Consider the following 21,149-nt stretch of genomic DNA (forward strand, 5'->3'; position numbering starts at 1 on the left):
TCACTTTAACGAAAACTCGTGAACTCGGCAGTACATTTATTTAAGAGAGCAATATGAAGTTGAAATGGATAGGGGTACTTTTAGGCTTTGCATTACTGCCCAAGGTTTATGGCGCAGAGGTAGCCGTACCCGATAGCACTCCAAAGGACGGGGCTTCAGCTGTAAAAATTACTTACGAAGATCCAAGAGATCCCTTTGAAGGGTTCAACCGGGCCATGTGGGACTTTAACTATCTGTTTCTCGATAGGTACCTATACCGGCCAGTTGCACATGGTTATAACGATTATATCCCGTTGCCTGCTAAAACAGGGATTAATAACTTTGTGCAAAACTTGGAAGAACCCAGCAGCGTGGTAAACAACTTATTGCAAGGCAAATGGGGTTGGGCGGCGAATGCGGGTGGTCGTTTTACGGTTAACACGACGATAGGGTTACTAGGCGTTATTGATGTGGCTGATATGATGGGAATGCCACGTAAGCAGGACGAGTTTAACGAAGTGTTGGGCTATTACGGTGTACCTAATGGTCCCTATTTTATGGCACCCTTTGCTGGTCCATATGTTGTTCGTGAACTCGCATCAGATTGGGTTGATGGTCTATACTTTCCACTATCTGAACTCACAGTGTGGCAATCCGTGGTTAAATGGGGCCTTAAAAGCTTACATGCTAGAGCCTCGGCAATTGACCAGGAAAGACTTGTTGATAATGCGCTCGATCCCTATGCCTTCGTGAAAGATGCGTACTTACAACACATGGACTATAAGGTCTATGATGGCAATGTTCCTCAAAAACAAGAAGATGATGAGTTACTCGACCAGTACATGCAGGAACTTGAGTAAGCTCATGCGCTAACTTGGCTGCAGGCATGAATATGCAGCCAAGCCCATGCCGTATAAATGATTCTTCCCATGTCATCATTGAATGATTGCTGTTGCAGTAAACGTTACGCGGGAATCTTTATGGCGTTAAATGGTGTTTCAATTCTGTGGGTTGAAGATGACCCAGTATTCAGGCAAATCGTTGCTACCTTTCTAAATGGTCGCGGTGCACAGGTAGTGCAGGCTGGCGATGGAGAGCAGGGGCTGATTCATTTCAAGCAACAACGTTTCGATATCATACTTGCCGATTTGAGTATGCCAAAGCTTGGTGGCTTAGATATGCTTAAGGAAATGAGCAGGTTAGAGCCATTAGTGCCTTCTATTGTTATTTCAGGTAACAATGTTATGGCGGATGTTGTCGAGGCGCTGCGCATCGGTGCGAGTGATTATTTGGTTAAACCTGTTGCCGATCTCTTTATTATCGAGCAAGCCATTCAACAAGGGCTGCAGCGAAATCACCCCGATGATATTACTCAGGCAGACTTTGATGCTTTATCTCACCAAGAGTTGAATGATAATTTAGCCTTATTAGAGCAAAGTGTTGAAGCGGCCAAACAAGTTCAGCAGCAACTTTTCCCAGCCTCAAATATCAGTTATCCCGCCGCCAAAGTTGATTACAGCTTATTTAAAAGCAGTGATATCAGTAGCTACTTTATTGACTCAACAATGGTGGGCAGTGATCATTTGATCATGTATATGGCTCACCTCTATCCCGAAGACAATCGCGCGGCGTTTGCTTGTGTTTTGCTACGCAGTTTTGTCAACCAAAAGCTGAAAAGTTATCGAAGTGGTCAGAGTAAAACCATTATCGAGCCGTTCAATATGCTGAGCTACTTGAATGAGCGTTTAGTCAAGTCCGGTTTGGATATCACCGTAGATATTGTTTATGTCGCAATCGAACTAACTCGTTATCGTGCCGCCATTGCCTTAGCAGGCAAGGGACTGAGGTGCTATTTACGTAATGACAAAGGCTTAAGTCCATTGGCTATTTCAGAAAGTTTACCACTAGGGGTATTAGATTGGGGTAAACCGAGTGTTCAGTTTCGAACGATTCTGCCGCAGGAGCAACTTTGTATCGCAACCAATGAGCCTGAACACAAGCAGCAGTTATTAGATAATCAATTTAAAGGATTAGTCTACAATTCAAACTTGCCTGCGGGTGGTTTTATTCAATTAAGTTTATAAGAAGATAAGGTGCTAGGACGCAGCCAAAAGCGCTGCTAGAACGCCACTGCGTGGCTCGAGAAGCTAGACTCTAGCACCTAGCACCTAGTCCCCATATTCTAATTTGTCTGTGTGCGAAACATCCCATCTCTAACCTCAACGTGCTTTGGGAGCAAAGCAATAAAAAACGCTGCATTTCTGCAGCGTTTTTATCGAATATAGAATTATTCAGGATGGTAGAAGCATCCTATCAGGACGAAGCCCGATCTGCTTTTTCTCACAGCTAAGTCACCTAGAGCAGCGCATTTGGCTGCGTCCTAGCTTCTAGCTGCGTTATCTCTTAATGGCTTCGTGTTCAGCGGTTACCGCAATTTCATCTTCTAATGCTTCTGCTTCATTGTGATGTTTGCTTTCCGCACCGTGCATCCAATCGACTAATTTGTCAGCCATAAAGTATAAGATCACACCAGAAAGTGCCGCGGTAATGGCAATACCTGCAAAAATGGACATCGCGTTGGCTAATTGCTCTTCTTTACCGCCACCGTGGCCAATAAGCGAACCCACAAAACCTGCAACATAGTTAGCCATAGCGATAAAAAGGAACCAAGCCCCCATCATTAATGATGCAATACGTAGCGGAGCGAGCTTAGTTACCATAGATAAACCAATCGGTGATAAACACAGTTCACCCATGGTATGGAAGAAATACGCACCCACTAACCACCACATGCTTGATTTAGCGGTTGGATTGCCACCCATCTCGACAACTGCACCAATCATAAAGAGGAAACCGATAGCTAACAGCACAAGACCTAAAGCAAATTTAACCGGTGAGTTAGGTTCATTTTTACCTAAACGGATCCAAATAGAAGCTACAACAGGAGCAAATAACACAATGAATATAGCGTTAAGAGATTGGAAGTAGGTCGTTGGTACTTCCCAGGTGCCAATGTAACGGTCAGTGAATTCATTGGTAAATAAATTCATTAAGCCGCCTGCTTGTTCAAATCCGGCCCAGAAAATAATGGTGAATAAGCCTAACACCATAATAACCTTGATACGGTCGCGCTCAACTTTAGTGAGAGGTTCTTTACGAACGTTACCTAATTTAGCTTGGCGCTCACGCTCAAGTCTTGCCGCAGGAACAGTACCAATATTTCCAAGTAATTTTTGGGCAAACAAAAATTGAATGACCAGAGAAAGTAGCATCCCCACACCGGCACAGAAGAAACCTGCTTGCCAGTTATTGATAAATACTTCTTTACCGTTGATAACTTCTATATTACCAAAGCTGGTATAGGCCCAAGCTACAACGAAACCAGATAATGCGGCACCTAAGTTAATCCCCATGTAGAAGATAGTAAAGGCGCCATCGCGTCGGTGATCTCCTTCCTCATACAGATCACCTACCATAGTAGAGATATTTGGTTTGAATAAACCGTTACCTAAAATCAGTGTGCCCAAGCCGATATAGAAAATAGTCGTTTCAATACCAGGAAACCATGCATGGGGAGCCGCAAGCATAAACTGGCCAGTTGCCATTAAAGCGCCACCAAAATAAATGGCTTTACGTTGCCCCAGAAAATTATCAGCTAACCAACCACCGATAAGCGGTGTTAAGTAAACTAAAGCCGTGAAGGTACCATAAAGTGACAGCGCGTCAGCTTGGGTCCAACCTAAACCTCCACCTTGCTTGCCAACTTGATCAACTAAATACAGTACCAAAATGGCACGCATTGCATAATAACTAAAACGTTCCCAGAGTTCTGTTGTAAACAGTAGGAACAGACCTTTGGGATGGCCAAGCATTGTCCCTTGTGGTTTTGCTACGCTCATGAAGTTTCCACCTTAAGCTCGTGATTGCCTGTGGCGCCCCTGAAACAGGATGATGTCACCACAGAAAAATGATTGTTGCTCTTCTCATTTATCTTGAGTCAATTCGATATTTAGCTCTAGCTTAAAAGCATGAGTAAATTGTTGAATTGCTGAGATTTAAGTATGAGTTATTGTTACGTTCTTATAATAAAAGTAATATTTTAAGCGTTAATTAGGATATTTTCGCTAAAATTCCCACCTTATATACCCTTTAAAAGTCACTAAAGTCAATTTTGACTTGCTAACTGGTGAGATTATCTGCAACTCGCCACCAAATATCGATTTATGTTGATTTTCCTAATATACCGGCACTTTGTTTAGATACCGAACAGCAAGGGTTTTAAGGCAAAAAACTGCTTCCATCCGTCTTGACAACTTTGTTATGATTGCGACCCGTGAATGGACGTCACTTAACATAGGGTAGTGAGATTAATCGATGAAGGCATGGTACCTTTTGTACTGTAAACCTCGTAGTGAAGCGAGGGCACAACAAAATTTAGCTCTTCAAAATTTAGAGACATATTTGCCAATGGTCTCTGAAGAAAAATCTCAACGCGGTCAGAAGCGGATCTGTCGTGTGCCTTTATTTCCCAATTATTTGTTTATCAATTTTGACCCAAGCCAAACTAGCGTTAAGCAAGTCCACTCTACTCGCGGTGTGAGTCGTATTGTCAATTGTCAGGAAAGAATGACACCCATTGATGACCGAGTCATTCACGCCATTCGCATGAAAGAATTAACGCCTTCCCAATCTGTTTTAGAGACTCCGTTAGAGCTAAAAACAGGGGAGAAAATTCGTTTTAAAGACGGCCCGTTTGCAGACTTAGAAGCTATTTTTCAAGAGAAATGCCCAAACAAACGTTGCCACGTTTTATTTAATATTATGGGACAGATCAATATGTTAACTGTGCCAGAACAGTCTGTAGAACGAGTGTGAGTTGTGAACTATTTTACTATGTTGATTAAGACTTTAGCTTAGAGTTGTGTAAGACATTTGCCATAGCCTGAGTTATTTCATTTCAAGTAATATAGAGCTTGAAATTAAAAATATATAATTTTCAGTGTGTTATATTTGTTTGTGCATTGAGGTGGTATCACAAAACTAAATTTGCACCATTAAAAGTTAAACATAATTTGTGTGCATGTTTTTTGAGCAAACGACGTAGTGGTTTGGCTGTACAATTTTTGCCACTGAACTAAATTGTGTGCAACAAAAGTTTTACTTGTTTTTTACGCTGTGGCATATGAGGCTCGCGGGCTTAAATTGCCAGCAGGGCTTAGGTCTTTTGAAGATGGTAGCCAAACTAAAGATGGTTAACTGATAAGTTTGGGACTTTAGAAAGCCAACAATTAAAAACAGCAAGTAACAAATGCTAAGGTTTTGAAAAATTAGAATATTCGCAGCGCGAAGGGCAATATAGAGGCCGTAATCTATGGGCGGTAGCGTGCCTGAAAGGCATCGAATGAATAGTTTCATTCGTTAAGCGGACGCCGCAAATAATTGTCTGGAACAATTATTAACAGCGTTAGCTGATCCGAAGGATGAAGTGCTAGATGCACTGAATAAGGCCTCTGGCCGCCACGCGATAGAAGTGTCAGGAACACTTCAAAATTGCTTTAGCAAGCCCGCAGGGTGGAGTATATGGACATACGGAATAATCGGTAGCGTGTCTGAAAGAAAAGAAGGACGTTGCTTCGCAACTGCTAGGACGCTGCAAAGAGCGCTGCTCTAGGACCTAGAATCTAGAAGGAGCGTAGCGACGCTCTGCTTTATCATTGTTTTTCATCTTTAAACCCAATCGGAGATATCTGGTGTTACAACAACTTAAAAAATACATCAAGGCGGCCCCTCGAGTCGCGATATTCGCAAGCATGAGTGCTGCAATATTGATGGGCGCTCAGGCGCAAGCCGTTACGCCCTCTCCGCAGATGATTGAACAATTCAAACAATTACCCAAAGCAGAGCAACAGCGCTTAGCGAGACAGTACGGAATTGATCCCAGTATGATTTCTGGTAGTCAAGCTCAGCCGCAGATAGCAAATCCGCAGGTTGTTTCCGAGCGTGACATGCAACCTGAGCGCATCAATGCGGCAAGTGATAAGAAAGAAAAAGCGGAATTAGATTTTTCTGCGGATTCTTCCAACCTTAAACTACGTCGCTTTGGCTATGAAATGTTTGCAGGTGAGCCTAGCACCTTTGCGCCAGTATCTGATGTGCCAGTCCCTGGGGAATATCTTGTCGGTCCAGGCGATAACATCAAAGTACAGCTTTATGGGAAAGAGAATAAAGAATACGACTTAGTAATTAATCGCGAAGGAGTCATTCAATTCCCCGAATTAGGGCCCATTCCTGTAAATGGGTTAACGTTCACTGAGTTAAGAGAAACGCTGGGGCAGCGTATTCAACAACAAATGATTGGTATTGAGTCCAATATCACCATGGGGGAATTGCGCTCTATTCGTATTTTTGTGGCGGGTGATGCTTACAAACCTGGTTCATATACGGTTTCTAGTTTATCGACTATCACCCAAGCGTTATTTGTTGCTGGTGGTGTTAACGAAATTGGCTCATTACGGAATGTACAACTTAAACGTAATGGTAAACTTGTCGGTACATTAGACTTATATGATCTGCTGTTAAAAGGGGATGCATCGGGCGACCTGCGCTTACGTTCTGGAGATGTCGTCTTTATTCCTTCAATTGGTGGCCTTGTTAGTGTCTCTGGTGAAGTAAGACGTCCAGCTATTTATGAGTTGAAAAACAACGAAACCATGGCTGATGTTATTGCTATGGCAGCGGGTTTAAATCCTGGCGCCTATCCTAAAAGCAGTTCGGTTGAGCGTTACAACAGTAAATCGCTAAAAACAGTCATCAATGTCGACCTTACTAGCGAACAGGGCAAAATGACATTAGCCAAAGCGGGTGATGTTATTCGTGTTAAAAACGCTTCTGAACAGTTTGAAAGCGCCGTGACCGTAGTCGGTGCTGTCGTACGTCCTGGTAAATATCAATGGTTTTCCGGACAAAAAATCAGTGATGTTTTTCCCTCAATTTGGGGGGATTTAGCCATTTCTGCTGATTTAGATTATGCCTTAGTGGTTCGTGAAGTGAACCAATATGGTGATATTGAAGTTCGTCAGTTTTCACCGGGTAAAGCCATTAATGACAAAAATAGTGACCAAGATATCGCTTTAAATCCCCGTGATAAAATCATTATTTTTAATTTTTCTGACGATGTACAAAATCGTTTCGAGCTGAATAAATTAGTTAAACAGCGCGTAGAGAAGGTGACCTCTTTAAACACGAATTCTCTGATCAGTTCTGATTTATTCAAAGCAGGGTTTGTTCAGCTTGATAAAAGTAGATTAACTCAGCGTACGCAGTTGGCTGGAGTGGTTGTTACTGATAAAACTGAGTCAGAAGATGTGGCTGTGGTTAAAGGTGTCGTCAACAAAATGTTGGCAAACTTATTTGATGATACAGAGTTACTCAAACTCAGTAATCAAATGGCTCGCCAAGAATTACTCTATCCGGTCATGGTTAAGCTTAATAACCAGGGGCGAGCAGGAGCTGGGATTCAGGTTGTCGGGATTGATGGTCAGGTACGTTTACCCGGTCTGTACCCATTAACCGCAGGTGCAAGAGTCAATGATTTAGTTATTGCTGCTGGTGGCTTAAAAGAAGGCGCCTACACAACTAGAGCCGAATTAACATCAACGGTAGTTGATAATTCAGGTTCTAAAACTGAGCATAAAAATATTGACCTTGCTTTAGCACTGCAAAATAACTCAAGTGCTAATTTATTGTTATCTGGCAGAGATATTCTTACTGTGATGACAACGCCAGATTGGCAAGAGACCAAAGTGGTTGAGGTCAGAGGCGAGGTTAAATTCCCTGGCCGTTACAATATTCGCCGTGGTGAAACCTTAAGTGACTTAATCACCCGTGTGGGTGGCTTTACCGAATATGCGGCATTACCTTCAGCAGTCTTTGTTCGTGAGTCTGTGCGCCAACAAGAGCAGATTGAAATCAAAAAGCTGGCGGACCAACTGCGTCGTGATATAGCTACCCGCGGCATTTCAAAGGATGGCACGGTAGTTAATTATGCTGATGCACAGTTAATGCTAACCGACCTTGAAAATATTAAAGCGGTTGGCCGTTTAGTTGTCGATTTACCTGCAATTTCACTTGGTATTACTCAGGCTGATTTGCAGTTAGAAGATGCCGACATTTTATATGTCCCTTCAACTAAGCAAACAATTGCTGTGATGGGTGAAGTCCAACATCCTGCCACCCATAGATTTAAAGAAGGTTTAACAATCGACCAGTACCTAGCTATGTCTGGTGGTGCGAGAGAACGTGCTGATGAGGGAAGAACCTATGTTATTCAGGCTAATGGTTCAGTTCTAATGCCTTCGCGTTCAAGCTGGTTCAGCGGTGGTGATCAATTGCAACCTGGTGATACCGTAATTGTGCCATTAGATACCGAGTACAAAGATAACCTTACACTCTGGTCACAAGTGACTGGCATTATCTATAACACCGCAGTTGCTATCTCAGCCATCTCTGGGCTGTAGAAATAATGAGCTAGAAAGGCATTCGGCCTCTAATTTACTTATAGCTCGCCCTAGGTTCAGTACCTAGGGCATATAACCTAGAATCTGAAGAACCAATGAACACACAAATTACTCAAAATCCAAATATATATCAATCCGATGCCAGATTTCCTCAAGTGCAAGACGATGAAATCGATCTTCGCGAACTGTTCTCTGTCATCTGGCGTGGTAAATGGATTATTTTGGTTGTTACCGCTTTATTTGCCGTTGGTGCTGTGGTCTTTGCCATAAAGCAACCGAATATCTATAAATCTGAAGCCTTACTGGCCCCCGCATCTGAAGAACAAGGTGGTGGTTTAAGTGCGTTAGCTTCTCAGTTTGGTGGTCTAGCTAGCCTTGCTGGCGTGAATCTGGGTAGCAAAGGCGGTACAGATAAAACCGAATTGGCAATTGAGGTATTAAAGTCTCGCCAATTTACCAGTGATTTTATTCAAAAGCATAATATCCTTGCCGATTTAATGGCGGCTGAAAAATGGGATAGGGATGCAGATAAACTTATCTATGATCCTGAGCTATATAACGAGCAAACCAATACTTGGGTGCGCGAAGTGAAAGCGCCATTTAAACCTGAGCCATCTATGCAAGAGGCCTATAAAGCCTTTAGCAAAATGATTGTTGTCAATAAAGCCAAAGATACGGGAATGGTGACTTTATCAGTTGAGCATTTATCTCCGACAGTCGCGCAGCAATGGGTTACTTGGTTAATTCAAGATATTAATAAAGTGATGAAAGATCGTGATGTAGCAGAAGCACACCGCAGTACTGAGTTTTTAAATAAACAAATCGCTTTAACCAATGTCGCAGATATTAAAACCGTACTTTATAAACTCATTGAAGAGCAGGCAAAAACCATTATGTTTGCCGAAGTGCGTGATGAATACGTATTTAAAACCATTGACCCCGCATTAGCGCCTGAAGAAAAGGCTAAACCAAAACGCGCATTAATTTGTGTATTAGGCACCATACTTGGTGGCATGTTGGGCGTGATGTTAGTGCTATTAAGACATTTTGTAAGAAAAGAAGAGATTCCTGATTCTAGATTTTAGAGGTTGTGCGGATGCACACTATTCTCCTTCTTAAATAAGCGAATTATTTTAATTTATCGAGGTCTTTTGTTGTGAAAATTCTAGTGACAGGTGGTGCAGGCTTTATTGGTTCGGCAGTGGTAAGAAATATCATCGAAAACACTAATGACAGTGTGATTAACCTAGACAAACTGACCTATGCAGGTAACTTAGAATCACTCACTAGCATTGCGAATAATGCACGCTACACATTCGAAAAGGTTGATATTTGTGATCGTGCTGAGCTTGAACGAGTGTTTTCATTACATAAGCCAGATGCCGTTATGCATCTTGCTGCCGAGTCACATGTCGATCGCTCAATTACCGGGCCAGCAGATTTTATTCAAACGAATATAGTGGGTACGTACACGCTGCTCGAAGCTGCTCGCCATTACTGGATGCAACTTGATGGAGAGCGTAAAGTTGCATTCCGGTTCCACCATATTTCAACCGATGAAGTGTATGGTGATTTGCCACATCCTGATGAAGTGGAGGCTGGCTCTGAACTGCCATTATTTATCGAAACTACTCCTTATGCGCCTAGCAGCCCCTACTCAGCTTCTAAAGCTTCAAGCGACCATTTAGTTCGTGCTTGGCTACGTACCTATGGTTTACCGACGATAGTAACCAACTGCTCCAATAACTATGGTCCTTATCACTTTCCTGAAAAGTTAATTCCATTAGTTATCTTGAATGCTCTCGAAGGTAAGCCATTACCCATTTATGGTAAAGGTGATCAGATCCGCGACTGGCTATATGTCGAAGACCATGCTCGAGCTTTATACAAAGTCGTTACCCAGGGGAAGGTTGGTCAAACCTACAATATTGGTGGTCATAACGAAAAGCGAAATTTAGAAGTAGTGCAAACTATTTGCAGCATCTTAGATTCATTAGTACCTAAAGCCACACCTTATGCTGAGCAAATCACCTATGTCGCTGATAGACCAGGCCATGATCGCCGTTATGCTATAGATGCAAGTAAAATGAGTGCAGAGCTTGATTGGCAGCCACAAGAAACTTTTGAAACAGGCTTACGCAAAACGGTTAAATGGTACTTAGCTAACCAAGAATGGTGTAAGCATGTTCAAGATGGTACTTATCAACGTGAGCGCCTAGGTATTTAGTAACATATGGCATTTTTAAAGGCTATGTTTTTCAATCGCAAGCCTTACTGATTTAGGAACTTATTTCAAATGAAAGGAATTATTTTAGCTGGTGGTTCAGGTACGCGTTTATATCCATTAACTCGTGGTGTATCTAAACAATTATTACCAATTTATGATAAGCCTATGATTTACTATCCGCTTAGCACTTTAATGCTCGCGGGTATTAGAGATATCCTGATTATTACCACCCCAGAAGATAACGAAAGCTTTAAACGCCTATTGGGTGATGGAGCGGATTTTGGGATCCGCTTGCAATATGCAGTACAACCGAGTCCCGATGGTTTAGCGCAGGCTTTTATTATCGGCGAAGAATTTATTGGTAATTCGAGTGTTTGTTTGGTGCTTGGTGATAATATTTTTTATGGACAATCCTTTTCCAAGACACTTAAAAACGCTGCTGTTCGTCCGATTGGCGCTACTGTTTTTGGGTATCAAGTGAAAGACCCAGAGCGCTTTGGTGTAGTTGAATTTAATGCTGATATGAAGGCTATTTCTATTGAAGAAAAGCCAAAAAAACCTAAATCAAATTATGCAGTAACTGGGCTTTATTTTTACGATAACAAAGTCGTACAGTGGGCAAAACAAGTAAAGCCATCACACCGCGGCGAGCTTGAGATCACAACTCTAAATGAAATGTATCTTAATGCAGGTGAGTTAAATGTCGAACTATTAGGACGTGGATTCGCTTGGCTTGACACTGGTACCCACGAGAGCCTACATGAAGCATCCTCATTTGTTCAAACCATTGAGCATGTTCAAGGATTAAAGGTGGCGTGTTTAGAAGAGATCGCCTATCGCAATGGCTGGTTAACTGCATCGCAACTTAAAGAACTCGCGAAACCCATGCTGAAGAATGACTATGGGCAGTATTTGGCACATCTGGCGGATAAACAATGAAAATCCTTATAACTGGAAGTAATGGCCAAGTAGGTAGCTGCCTAGTTAAAATCTTAAGCCAGATGCCCGAGATTGAGTTTTTAGCGTTAGATCGCGATCAGCTGGATATTACTGACCATGATGCAGTAAATAAGCTGGTTAATGAATTTAGGCCAAATGCAATTATTAATGCAGCAGCGCATACAGCAGTAGATAAAGCTGAACAAGAAGTTGATCTATCCTATGCCATTAACCGCGATGGCCCACAATTTTTAGCCCAAGCGGCTAACAGTGTTGATGCAACAATGTTGCATATCTCGACAGACTATGTGTACGCAGGCGATAAGGTCGGTGAGTATATTGAGACCGATGCTGTTGCACCTCAAGGGGTATATGGCCACAGTAAGCTTGCAGGCGAACTTGCCGTTGCAGCAGCATGCCCGAGGCATATAATTCTTCGTACTGCTTGGGTGTTTTGTGAAACTGGCAATAACTTTGTTAAAACCATGCTTAGGTTGGCGCAAACTCGTGATGAACTTGGCGTGGTCGATGATCAATTTGGTGGCCCAACCTATGCTGGTGATATTGCTAGTGCACTAATCACAATGGCTAAAGCATTGCATTCGGGCAATAACCACTATGGTGTTTATCATTTTGCAGGCTTGCCGCATGTTAGCTGGCATCGATTTGCCATGGAAATTTTCGCTAAGGCAAAAGAGCAAGATGTACTAAATAAAGATATATTGGTTAATGGCATTACTTCAGAACAATATCCTACTTCAGCCAAACGACCTGCTAATTCAAAATTGGATTGTCGTAAAATAGAAAAAAGCTTTGGTATAAAGCCTAGCTATTGGAAAGTTGCATTAAATAATTTGAATAGTTATATATGAATCATTACGCGGTTGCATATTGGTCTCTTACCACTAACGATTAACAACACGCAATAACATGAAAATAATAGATACGAAAATCCCCGATGTCAAAATCATCGAACCTAAAATATTTGGTGATGAACGTGGTTTCTTTATGGAAACTTGGAATCAAAGACAATTTGAAGAACTTGTTACCGGAAAAAACACACAATTTGTCCAAGATAATCATTCTAAATCTAAAAAAGGAATTTTGCGAGGTCTACATTATCAGACTATGAATACTCAAGGAAAGTTAATTAGAGTAGTTTCTGGTGTTGTGTTTGATGTTGCTGTTGATATACGAAAAAATTCACCTACATTTGGGAAATGGATTGGCGAATATCTTTCTGCGGAGAATAAGCGACAATTATGGATACCTGAAGGATTTGCACACGGATTTTATGTGTTAAGTGATGAGGCTGATTTTCTATATAAGTGTACTGACTATTATAATCCTAGTTGTGAAGTTTCTATAAAATGGGATGATCTTGACATTGGCATTGAATGGCCAATGAAGGGGGTACCAGTATTATCAAATAAAGATAGACAGGGCATTAGACTCTCAGAAATTACACCATTAGAGATGTGAACACATATGAGCTTAATCAATTTAATAGAGTTTGAAGAAATAGGTGATTGGCAATCATTGTTGGATAGGAGCTGGGGCAACTATTTTGCCTGGAACAGTATTAGAAGATTTTTGTGTTGTAGGAGCTAATAGTGTTGTCAGAGGGCATTTTAAAGAAGGCTCTGTTATTGCTGGCGCTATGGCAAAAGTAATACGGGTTGAAAAATATGATATATGATAATTCCAGTGAATCAAAGAAAGTTGTAAACGAAACTCAGGTTTCTGTGTATGATTTGCTTTATTCATCATTTAAATTTAATATTTTCAACCAGTCAAAAGTTGAGTATATATATACTCATTTTGACAATAAAATCTCAATGATATTCGGTGTTAATAATGGTCGGATTTCTGCTCCATTTAGTGCTCCATTTTCTTTTATCAGATATTCATCTGAATATTTAAAATACTCGCACATTTATTCTTTTTTTTGCTCACTTAAAAACTCATTTTTAAACAGTGAAATACAAAGCTTAAAAATAACGCTGCCTCCAAGTATTTATAATGAGTCAATAATTTCAAAAATAAGTCATTCTTTAGGAGATTTAGGGTTTAAACTATCATATAGAGATCTAAACTCTCATATTAATTTAAATGAATTCGAGGTATCATTACTTCCTTCATCAACAAAAAAAGCCATAAGACAGAGTAGTAAATATGAGTGTAGTTTCATTAAAGCTGATTCAATTAATGACATAAGAAGAGCATTTGATATTATTAATGAAAATAGAAGAAGCAAAGGATACCCACTCAGAATGAGTTGGGATCAAATGCTTGATACAATTAATTCGGTTGCGAAAGCTCATGTTTTCATTGCTAAAGTTGATGGTGAAGAAGTTGCTTCAGCTTTTGTTTTTGAAGTTAATAATGATATTGCTCAGGTAATATATTGGGGAGCTACAGATATTGGTGAAAACAAAAATGTAATGTATTTCTTACCATTTCAGATATTTAGCTATTTTAAAGAGTTAGGCTTTAGACTCTTAGATATTGGCCCTAGTAGCGAATTTGGTGTGGTTAGTAATGGGCTTAATGATTATAAACAACTTATAGGTTGTATCACATCTATTAAAGAAACATGGATAATTGATAAAAATGATTAAATTTTTAAGTCTACAACAATTAAATTCTAGATACATGGATGAATTGAAAGATGCATGTAATAGAGTAATCGAGTCAGGATGGTATATCTTAGGTAATGAGCTCGAGTCTTTTGAGTTTGAGTTTGCAAGTGCTATTGGTGTTAAAAATTGTATTGGTGTAGCTAATGGCCTAGATGCTTTAACTCTAACACTCAAAGCTTGGATTGAAATGGGTAAGCTAAATCCTGGTGATGAAGTTCTAGTTCCTGCTAATACATTTATCGCTTCTATCATGTCTATTACTAATAATGGGTTAAAACCTGTTTTTGTTGAGCCTGAAGAGAAAACGTTTAATTTAACAAAATCTGCTCTAGAACTATCACTAACGAATAAAACTAGAGCAATTCTTCCTGTTCATTTGTATGGCTTGATAAATCCTATGAATGAAATAATGGATTTTGCAAATGAAAACAACTTGTTAGTTTTAGAAGATTGTGCTCAATCACATTTAGCAGAGCTAGATGGTATCAAAGCTGGTAACTGGGGACATGCAGCTGGTTTTAGTTTTTATCCAGGGAAAAATCTTGGTGCATTAGGTGACGGAGGCGCTATAACTACAAACGATGATGAATTGGCAAACGTCTTGCGTTCGTTAAGGAATTATGGTTCAAGTATAAAATATAAAAATGACTTTATTGGTACAAACTCTAGGTTGGATGAAATTCAAGCTGCAATATTAAGGGTTAAATTAAAATATTTGCGTACAGATACACAGAAAAGAATAGAAATCGCAGAATTTTATAAAAATAGTATCATTAACCCTTTGATTACATTGCCTGTTTGGGATAAGCCTTTTTCGCATGTTTTTCATTTGTTTGTTATCAAAACATCTTATCGAGCTGAATTGCAAACTTACCTTTTGAAAAATGGTATTGAGACTTCAATTCATTATCCTATTCCACCACATAAACAAAACGCTTATTCTAATTTTAGTTATTTAGATTTGCCTGTCACAGAGAAGTTGCATAACGAGGTGTTGAGCATACCACTTAGTCCAGACTTGACAGAACAAGAACTGAATAAAATTGTAAGTGTACTTAATAGTTTTAGTTTGTAACATCAAGTTTATATTATTTGTGAGCACAAAATAAAGCCTTCAAATGTCTAATTTAATTGCTGATTTTTGTGCTCACAAAAGGAATAATTTAAATGTTTTATAGGACTTTTCTTAATTCACTTATCATAATTTTAAAAATAATTTTTGGTTTTGTACTTACTAAAATTGTTGCCGTTCAAGGTGGTCCTATAGCAATTGCTCAATTTTCTCAATTTCAGACAATTTTGAGTATTATACAAAATTTACCTAATGGATCTTCAAATGGGGTTGTAGCAAATACACCAAACTATAGAAAAATTGATCGAATTGAGATTTTATGGGGTAGTTCATTAGTTATTTCTGTAGCTATTTATTCAGTTTTATTGTTGATTTCAATTGTGCTATTTTTATTTTTTGAGTTGAATATTAATGCATATCCCTATATTCTGATCGCAATTTTTTTATACCCTTTATACCATTTTTACTCCTTAGGTAATGCTATAAATACTAGTTATGGATTTTTTAATGAATATTTTTTTTCAAATATAGTATCAATTTCTAGTTTCATATTTTTACTATTAATCTCGTATTTTTGTTTTGATATTTCTAACGTATATTTTTTTGCATTATTTTTTTTCCCTTATTGTTCTTTTTTTATTTTCCATTCTATATATAAAAGGCATAATTCAATATTAAAATATTTTTTTTATGCCGATCTTTCAACGATCCGTACATTGTTTAAGTTTGTCTTTTTATCATTTATCAGTGTTTTTTTTACTCCGATGATAATTTACTTCATAAGAGAAATTTTATCTTCAGAAGTTGGTGAATACGCAATGGGTAATTGGCAATCTATATGGAGGATCTCTGAAGTTTATACAAGCATGTTAATATTAAGTATTTCATCCATAATACTTCCTCGTTTTTCTTATTCCAATACCAAGAGCCAAATTATTAAGACTTTTAAGTTCTCATTATTTATGATTTTTCCAATTTACTTAATTGTTTTTTTTGTACTGTTAATATTTACCGAACAAATATTCCATCTTTTATATAGTGAAAGTTTTGTTATTGATCGTGAAGTTTTGATTTATCAATTAATTGGTGATTTTTTTAAGTTGTTAGGTTGCATATTGACTTTCTTTCTTCTGTCTAATTCTAAGTTACAGCTTCTTGCGATATTGGAAATTCTTTTTGGAATATTTTTTATTCTTGGTGTTTCATTTTTTGTTTCAGACTTTGGGGCTTTGTCTGTATCAATAATTTACCTGCTTATTCAAATGTCTTGTGCTTTTATACTTTCTATATATACAGTTAGATTGGTATCAAATAAATATGAATGACTCTAAAGATATACATTCTTCTAATACTCTAGTTTCTTATTGTATTCCTTCCTTTAATCATGCTAAATATTTGCCAAAATTATTAGATGTCATAATTGACGAAGCTACTCAGTTAGATTTTTTATATGAAATCGTAATTTTAGATGATGGTTCAACTGATGATACTCGTTCTGTTTTGAAACCATATTGTAATGTTAAAAATTTAAATATTTTATATTTTGAAAATGTTGGGGTATCTAAAAATCTTAATCGAATAAAACAATACACAACTGGTATCTGGATACGTTTGATTGCTTCTGACGATCTAATTGTCAAAGGGTCTACCATTAAAATGATTAATGCTGCAAAAGAAAATACTCTCTGTGTAGTTGCTGATGGAAATGTTATTGATGAGTCTGATAATATTATTTTTCAGTCTTTGATTGAATATCATGGTGGTTCAAAATCAAAACTACGAAACAAGTTAACACTACCATATGAATTTATTTCAAATTATTCTTTAGCAGGCCCATGCCTTTTGATTAATCGTAAAGTTTATGATTTTTATCAATATGATGAGAAATCACTTATTGATGACTTTGATTTTTTTGTGTCGCTTTTAATTTATGATAAAAATTGCATAGATTATGTAGATGAAAATGTATGTAAATATAGAATTCATGGTAATAATAGCTCAAAATCTACTGATGTAAATCGTAGAATACTTAATCAGAAATCTATGCTCATGCTGGTTAATAAATTTCTTAAGTGCAACCAATTCAAGTGTCATTTTATTAAAATGAAATTTGTTATTACTCTTAAGATTGTTTTTTTAAACATTATTAAAATTTTTAAATTATAAAATCATGTTTAGTTCATTCTCTTTCTATACTTTGTTTCCTATTTTATCTCAGGTTTTACTTTTGTTTATATTTTATGAACTTCCCGAGGTGATTTTTTTAGATGTTTTGGTTTTACCGATCATATTTGTTTTTTTGTTTTCATTTTTTACATTTTTTGTAAGTAATAAACTCGAAGTAGCTATTACACGTTGTGTAAAGCCAGCAAGATGGCGTTTAGAAGATAGTTTTATTTTACTTTTTTGCTACTCAGTAATTTTACTAGTACCTATTGATATATTCTTTAATGGTTTTAAGTTGGCAAATCCTTTAACTTATGCTGAATTTAGTGGTTTAGGACGTTATGTAAGACATATAACTAATTTTTCTTGGTTAGTAACTTTATTTTGCTTCATTAATTTTAAACGAGGTTTGCAGTTTCGTTGTTTATTAATATTTTCTTTGATTACCCCAATTTTATTTGTTGATAGAAATAGATTGTTAATGTCTTTTTTTTCTCTTCTTTTGGTTTGGTATTTTTCGACTTCACTATCAAAAAGGAAAAAAAATTTCAAATTATTGATTTTCACCACTGCTATTTTAATGCTTTTTTCTCTAATAGGAATGCTTAGGTCTGGTGATAGTTTTCTTGTTGAAACAAGTGGTGACTCTCTAGTTAATGGTTATTTTCCTTTGAAGGCATTTTTCTACGAACTACCTATTGCGTTTCAACAAATTATTCTGTATGTAACGACGCCAATTCTAAATTTTTCGTACATGCTGCATTTAAACTTTTTTTCTGATGTCTTCTGGCTCAAACAACTGGCTTTTGTAAATAGAGATATCTTCCCTGATTACCCATATTCTCCTGTTCTTGTGCCAAGATATAACGTAGGCACAGAGTTCTTTCCTATTTTGTTATATTCAGGTCTATTAGGTGTGGTCTTAAGTTCATTTGGTTTATTTTTATTTTTTGTATTTTTTTACAACTTAATTTGTAAATTCCCTAGTTTTTTTACTTTAGTTTTATTTGTCAAGATAGCTTATGTTGTTCTTTTAGTTGGCTTTGCTCCTCAATTTTATATTTTTTATAATTTTTTCTCGCTTTTACTGATTTTTTTACTGATTTTAGGTTGTGTTGTTTTCCGGCTTTATTTTTTTTCTTTTTTAAAAACGAAGTGATTAAGGGTTTTTATGTCAAGGTTCTGTGTTTTATTGGCTGCGTATAATGGTGGTGAATACTTATTAGAGCAACTCGAATCTATATATCATCAGTATGAAGTTGAATTAGATATATATATCAGTTTGGATTCGTCTAATGATAATAGTGAGGAAATAATAAGAAATTTTGCAAAGGGCAGGAATATAAAGCTCTTAAATAGCCAAATCGTTTTTGGTTCAGCAGGGAAAAATTTTTTGCATTTGATTTCTGTCGTAGATTTTAGTGGTTATGATTTTATTGCATTTGCTGACCAAGATGACATATGGGAGCCTGTTAAGTTATTAGAGGCAGTTAAATTGATGAGTTTGTATTCTGCTGATGGGTATTCATCCAATGTAACTGCAATTTGGGAAAATGGCGATGAAAAATTAATTAAGAAATCTGATCCTCAAACAAAATTTGATTTCTTGTTTGAATCGGCAGGGCCTGGCTGCACATTTGTTATGACATATAAATTATCTACGAGTATACAAAGTTTTCTCCGAAAAAACTCTAGTGATGCTTCTGGAATATGGTTGCATGATTGGTTTTGTTATGCTTTTGCAAGAGTTAATGATTTTAAATGGATTATAGATAATAATAGCTATATGCTCTATAGACAACATACAAATAATTCTGTTGGAGCAAATTCTGGCATAAGATCTTTTATAAAGCGCATAAACAGTGTCATGAGTGGAGATGCATTTGAAAAGGTTATTTCTCAAGCTCGCATTCTTGCTGTTGATAATTTAAAACCAATTGTTCTACTTAAAAATAATTCTTTTAAAGATTCTTTAGAGCTTTTAATGCTATCAAATCAATGTCGAAGAGCTAAAAGGGATAAAGTATTTTTCTTTTTAGCTATTCTATTAAGTGCATTTCGTCGAGGTAACTGATGCAGTATGTTATGGTTACAGGAGCGACAGGTTTTGTTGGTAGGCATTTGTGCAGTTTGATTGAAGGTTGCTTGCCTGTTGCCAGAAAGAATCCTTTTAGTGGTTTTTCTTCAATAATTGTACCTGAATTTAATGAATCTGTTTGTTGGGGGAGTTTAATTAAAGTAGATGTTAGTTGTGTAATTCATCTCGCAGGTGTTGCTCATAAGGCCAGTTCTTCTTGTAATGAATTATATTCTGTAAATACTGAAGCAACGTTACATTTAGCTAGAGAGATAGCTAAGATAGGTGTAAAACGCTTTATTTTTGTTAGCTCGATAGGGGTAAATGGGGCATCAACTCATTCTCAGCCATTTGATATAAACTCAGCGTCCAATCCTCACAATGTGTACGCTCAATCAAAGCATGATGCTGAAATAGGTCTTAAGAAGATAGCTGCTGAAACTGGCCTTGAAGTTGTTATTATTAGGCCTACTTTGGTTTATGGGCCTAATGCACCGGGAAATTTTGGTATATTAACTAAATTTGTCAAAAGATCGTCTGTGCTACCTTTTGGTCTTGTCAATAACAAACGCGATTTCATTGCTGTTCAAAATCTTGTAGATCTTCTTATCACTTGTGTAAATCATCCCAACGCTGCTGGTCATACGTTTTTAGCTTCAGATATGGAAACAGTGTCTATAAAACAGTTTACAAGTGCTATCGCTGATGGACTAGGTAAGAAAGTATTTCAATTGCCAATTCCTGTTAGCTTGATGAGATTCGGGGGTAAGTTGATGGGGAAATCTGCTATGGTTGAGCAATTGGTGGGTAATTTACAAGTTGACTCTTCCAATATTAAGGAAGTATTGGGTTGGACACCGCCATTAACAATGAAGCAAGCTATGGCTACACTACGTGATTCCGGTAAATCTAGTTCAGGTAAAGAGTTAATATGATCCGTTTAATTGATTTTCTTGCAGCCTTCTTTGGGTTGTTGTTGCTATGGCCAATATTATTAATCGTCACCATTATTGGTCTGTTTGATACTGGTTCACCGATTTTTATCCAAACTCGTGTCGGTAAACATAAAAAACCATTTAACTTAGTTAAGTTTCGTACTATGACTAAGGATACCGCATCGGTTGCTAGCCATCTTGCCAGTAATGCCGCAATTACAAAGTTTGGTGGTTTTTTGCGCAAAACTAAAATAGATGAATTACCACAACTGATTAATGTTCTAAAAGGCGAGATGAGTTTGGTTGGCCCACGGCCTAACTTATTTAACCAAGAAGAATTGATCGCTGAACGTGATGCGTTAGGTGTGTATAATGTGTTGCCTGGTGTTACAGGGTTAGCCCAAGTGCAAAATATTGATATGTCAACGCCTAAATTACTTGCTCAAACTGATAAGCAGATGATCGATACCTTAACCTTAGGTCGCTATTTTAAGTACATTCTTATGACGGCTACTGGCAGTGGCAGTGGTGATGCTGTTAAACCAAGTTAGATATCGCATTTGGATTTAGCTGTAACTCGTTATCTCATGTATACT

At 37.7% G+C, this 21,149-nt stretch carries 19 protein-coding genes; 18 read left to right on the forward strand and 1 reads right to left on the reverse strand.

The annotated features are described in order from the left end of the window. Positions 1 to 53: 53 nt before the first annotated feature. Entirely contained in the window at positions 54 to 839 is a 786-nt protein-coding gene (locus JM642_RS06775; RefSeq protein ID WP_037420409.1) for a VacJ family lipoprotein, read from the forward strand. Positions 840 to 959: 120 nt separating this feature from the next. After that, positions 960 to 2,063 carry a response regulator gene (locus tag JM642_RS06780; protein WP_037424734.1) on the forward strand — a complete coding sequence of 368 codons (1,104 nt, stop codon included), beginning with the start codon at positions 960 to 962 and terminating at the stop codon, positions 2,061 to 2,063. 312 nt (positions 2,064 to 2,375) lie between these two features. On the opposite strand, the gene JM642_RS06785 is transcribed toward JM642_RS06780, so the two are convergent. Then, the gene (locus tag JM642_RS06785; RefSeq protein ID WP_203433225.1) at positions 2,376 to 3,878 is read right to left on the reverse strand and encodes a peptide MFS transporter; all 1,503 of its coding nucleotides are present in this window, start codon (positions 3,876 to 3,878) and stop codon (positions 2,376 to 2,378) included. Positions 3,879 to 4,353: 475 nt separating this feature from the next. Between JM642_RS06785 and rfaH the strand changes: the two genes are divergently transcribed. From rfaH to JM642_RS06865, 16 genes are all read left to right on the forward strand, one after another. Further along, positions 4,354 to 4,854: a transcription/translation regulatory transformer protein RfaH gene (gene rfaH, locus JM642_RS06790; protein WP_144344705.1), complete on the forward strand. Its 501-nt coding sequence runs from the start codon at positions 4,354 to 4,356 to the stop codon at positions 4,852 to 4,854. Positions 4,855 to 5,789: 935 nt separating this feature from the next. After that, a complete protein-coding gene (locus tag JM642_RS06795) occupies positions 5,790 to 8,495 on the forward strand; it encodes an SLBB domain-containing protein (RefSeq protein ID WP_203433753.1) in 2,706 nt (901 codons plus the stop codon). A 95-nt stretch (positions 8,496 to 8,590) separates the two neighbouring features. Continuing rightward, positions 8,591 to 9,580, forward strand: a complete 990-nt coding sequence (locus JM642_RS06800) for a Wzz/FepE/Etk N-terminal domain-containing protein (RefSeq protein WP_203433227.1) — start codon at positions 8,591 to 8,593, stop codon at positions 9,578 to 9,580. A 71-nt stretch (positions 9,581 to 9,651) separates the two neighbouring features. Then, the gene (rfbB, locus tag JM642_RS06805) at positions 9,652 to 10,722 is read left to right on the forward strand and encodes a dTDP-glucose 4,6-dehydratase (protein ID WP_203433229.1); all 1,071 of its coding nucleotides are present in this window, start codon (positions 9,652 to 9,654) and stop codon (positions 10,720 to 10,722) included. A gap of 69 nt (positions 10,723 to 10,791) precedes the next feature. After that, on the forward strand, positions 10,792 to 11,661 hold the full coding sequence (gene rfbA, locus JM642_RS06810) for a glucose-1-phosphate thymidylyltransferase RfbA (protein WP_203433231.1): 870 nt from the start codon (positions 10,792 to 10,794) through the stop codon (positions 11,659 to 11,661). Further along, positions 11,658 to 12,533, forward strand: a complete 876-nt coding sequence (gene rfbD, locus JM642_RS06815) for a dTDP-4-dehydrorhamnose reductase (protein ID WP_203433233.1) — start codon at positions 11,658 to 11,660, stop codon at positions 12,531 to 12,533. Before rfbA ends, rfbD begins: the two co-directional genes overlap by 4 nt. Positions 12,534 to 12,591: 58 nt before the next feature. Next, positions 12,592 to 13,143, forward strand: coding sequence for a dTDP-4-dehydrorhamnose 3,5-epimerase (rfbC, locus tag JM642_RS06820; protein ID WP_203433235.1), 552 nt, complete (start codon positions 12,592 to 12,594; stop codon positions 13,141 to 13,143). Between the two features lie 43 nt (positions 13,144 to 13,186). Continuing rightward, positions 13,187 to 13,360 (forward strand): DapH/DapD/GlmU-related protein, encoded by a 174-nt coding sequence (locus JM642_RS06825; RefSeq protein ID WP_203433237.1) that lies wholly within the window; start codon positions 13,187 to 13,189, stop codon positions 13,358 to 13,360. Then, positions 13,350 to 14,282 carry a hypothetical protein gene (locus JM642_RS06830; protein WP_203433239.1) on the forward strand — a complete coding sequence of 311 codons (933 nt, stop codon included), beginning with the start codon at positions 13,350 to 13,352 and terminating at the stop codon, positions 14,280 to 14,282. Before JM642_RS06825 ends, JM642_RS06830 begins: the two co-directional genes overlap by 11 nt. Further along, on the forward strand, positions 14,275 to 15,378 hold the full coding sequence (locus JM642_RS06835) for a DegT/DnrJ/EryC1/StrS family aminotransferase (RefSeq protein ID WP_203433241.1): 1,104 nt from the start codon (positions 14,275 to 14,277) through the stop codon (positions 15,376 to 15,378). The genes JM642_RS06830 and JM642_RS06835 overlap by 8 nt, the downstream gene beginning before the upstream one ends. Positions 15,379 to 15,470: 92 nt before the next feature. Continuing rightward, complete coding sequence (locus JM642_RS06840) at positions 15,471 to 16,700, forward strand: hypothetical protein (RefSeq protein WP_203433243.1); 1,230 nt, start codon at positions 15,471 to 15,473, stop codon at positions 16,698 to 16,700. Then, on the forward strand, positions 16,693 to 17,541 hold the full coding sequence (locus JM642_RS06845; RefSeq protein ID WP_203433245.1) for a glycosyltransferase: 849 nt from the start codon (positions 16,693 to 16,695) through the stop codon (positions 17,539 to 17,541). Before JM642_RS06840 ends, JM642_RS06845 begins: the two co-directional genes overlap by 8 nt. A gap of 88 nt (positions 17,542 to 17,629) precedes the next feature. Beyond that, positions 17,630 to 18,700, forward strand: a complete 1,071-nt coding sequence (locus tag JM642_RS06850; RefSeq protein ID WP_203433247.1) for a hypothetical protein — start codon at positions 17,630 to 17,632, stop codon at positions 18,698 to 18,700. Between the two features lie 33 nt (positions 18,701 to 18,733). Next, positions 18,734 to 19,615 carry a glycosyltransferase gene (locus tag JM642_RS06855; protein WP_203433249.1) on the forward strand — a complete coding sequence of 294 codons (882 nt, stop codon included), beginning with the start codon at positions 18,734 to 18,736 and terminating at the stop codon, positions 19,613 to 19,615. 11 nt (positions 19,616 to 19,626) lie between these two features. Further along, positions 19,627 to 20,553, forward strand: a complete 927-nt coding sequence (locus JM642_RS06860; protein ID WP_239000495.1) for an NAD-dependent epimerase/dehydratase family protein — start codon at positions 19,627 to 19,629, stop codon at positions 20,551 to 20,553. After that, positions 20,550 to 21,104 carry a sugar transferase gene (locus tag JM642_RS06865; RefSeq protein WP_203433253.1) on the forward strand — a complete coding sequence of 185 codons (555 nt, stop codon included), beginning with the start codon at positions 20,550 to 20,552 and terminating at the stop codon, positions 21,102 to 21,104. The genes JM642_RS06860 and JM642_RS06865 overlap by 4 nt, the downstream gene beginning before the upstream one ends. Positions 21,105 to 21,149 lie beyond the last annotated feature (45 nt).

It is taken from the genome of Shewanella sp. LZH-2 (assembly GCF_016859145.1).
Taxonomy (GTDB): domain Bacteria; phylum Pseudomonadota; class Gammaproteobacteria; order Enterobacterales; family Shewanellaceae; genus Shewanella; species Shewanella xiamenensis.

What these genes read in the sequence shown, in the direction of transcription:
- JM642_RS06840 (WP_203433243.1), top strand. Translation starts at nt 15,471, where the DNA reads ATGTTTTATAGGACTTTTCTTAATTCACTTATCATAATTTTAAAAATA.
- rfaH (WP_144344705.1), top strand. Translation starts at nt 4,354, where the DNA reads ATGAAGGCATGGTACCTTTTGTACTGTAAACCTCGTAGTGAAGCGAGG.
- rfbA (WP_203433231.1), top strand. Translation starts at nt 10,792, where the DNA reads ATGAAAGGAATTATTTTAGCTGGTGGTTCAGGTACGCGTTTATATCCA.
- rfbD (WP_203433233.1), top strand. Translation starts at nt 11,658, where the DNA reads ATGAAAATCCTTATAACTGGAAGTAATGGCCAAGTAGGTAGCTGCCTA.
- JM642_RS06860 (WP_239000495.1), top strand. Translation starts at nt 19,627, where the DNA reads ATGGTTACAGGAGCGACAGGTTTTGTTGGTAGGCATTTGTGCAGTTTG.
- JM642_RS06845 (WP_203433245.1), top strand. Translation starts at nt 16,693, where the DNA reads ATGAATGACTCTAAAGATATACATTCTTCTAATACTCTAGTTTCTTAT.
- JM642_RS06780 (WP_037424734.1), top strand. Translation starts at nt 960, where the DNA reads ATGGCGTTAAATGGTGTTTCAATTCTGTGGGTTGAAGATGACCCAGTA.
- JM642_RS06835 (WP_203433241.1), top strand. Translation starts at nt 14,275, where the DNA reads ATGATTAAATTTTTAAGTCTACAACAATTAAATTCTAGATACATGGAT.
- JM642_RS06795 (WP_203433753.1), top strand. Translation starts at nt 5,790, where the DNA reads ATGAGTGCTGCAATATTGATGGGCGCTCAGGCGCAAGCCGTTACGCCC.
- JM642_RS06865 (WP_203433253.1), top strand. Translation starts at nt 20,550, where the DNA reads ATGATCCGTTTAATTGATTTTCTTGCAGCCTTCTTTGGGTTGTTGTTG.
- JM642_RS06830 (WP_203433239.1), top strand. Translation starts at nt 13,350, where the DNA reads ATGATATATGATAATTCCAGTGAATCAAAGAAAGTTGTAAACGAAACT.
- JM642_RS06800 (WP_203433227.1), top strand. Translation starts at nt 8,591, where the DNA reads ATGAACACACAAATTACTCAAAATCCAAATATATATCAATCCGATGCC.
- JM642_RS06775 (WP_037420409.1), top strand. Translation starts at nt 54, where the DNA reads ATGAAGTTGAAATGGATAGGGGTACTTTTAGGCTTTGCATTACTGCCC.
- rfbC (WP_203433235.1), top strand. Translation starts at nt 12,592, where the DNA reads ATGAAAATAATAGATACGAAAATCCCCGATGTCAAAATCATCGAACCT.
- JM642_RS06785 (WP_203433225.1), bottom strand. Translation starts at nt 3,878, where the DNA reads ATGAGCGTAGCAAAACCACAAGGGACAATGCTTGGCCATCCCAAAGGT.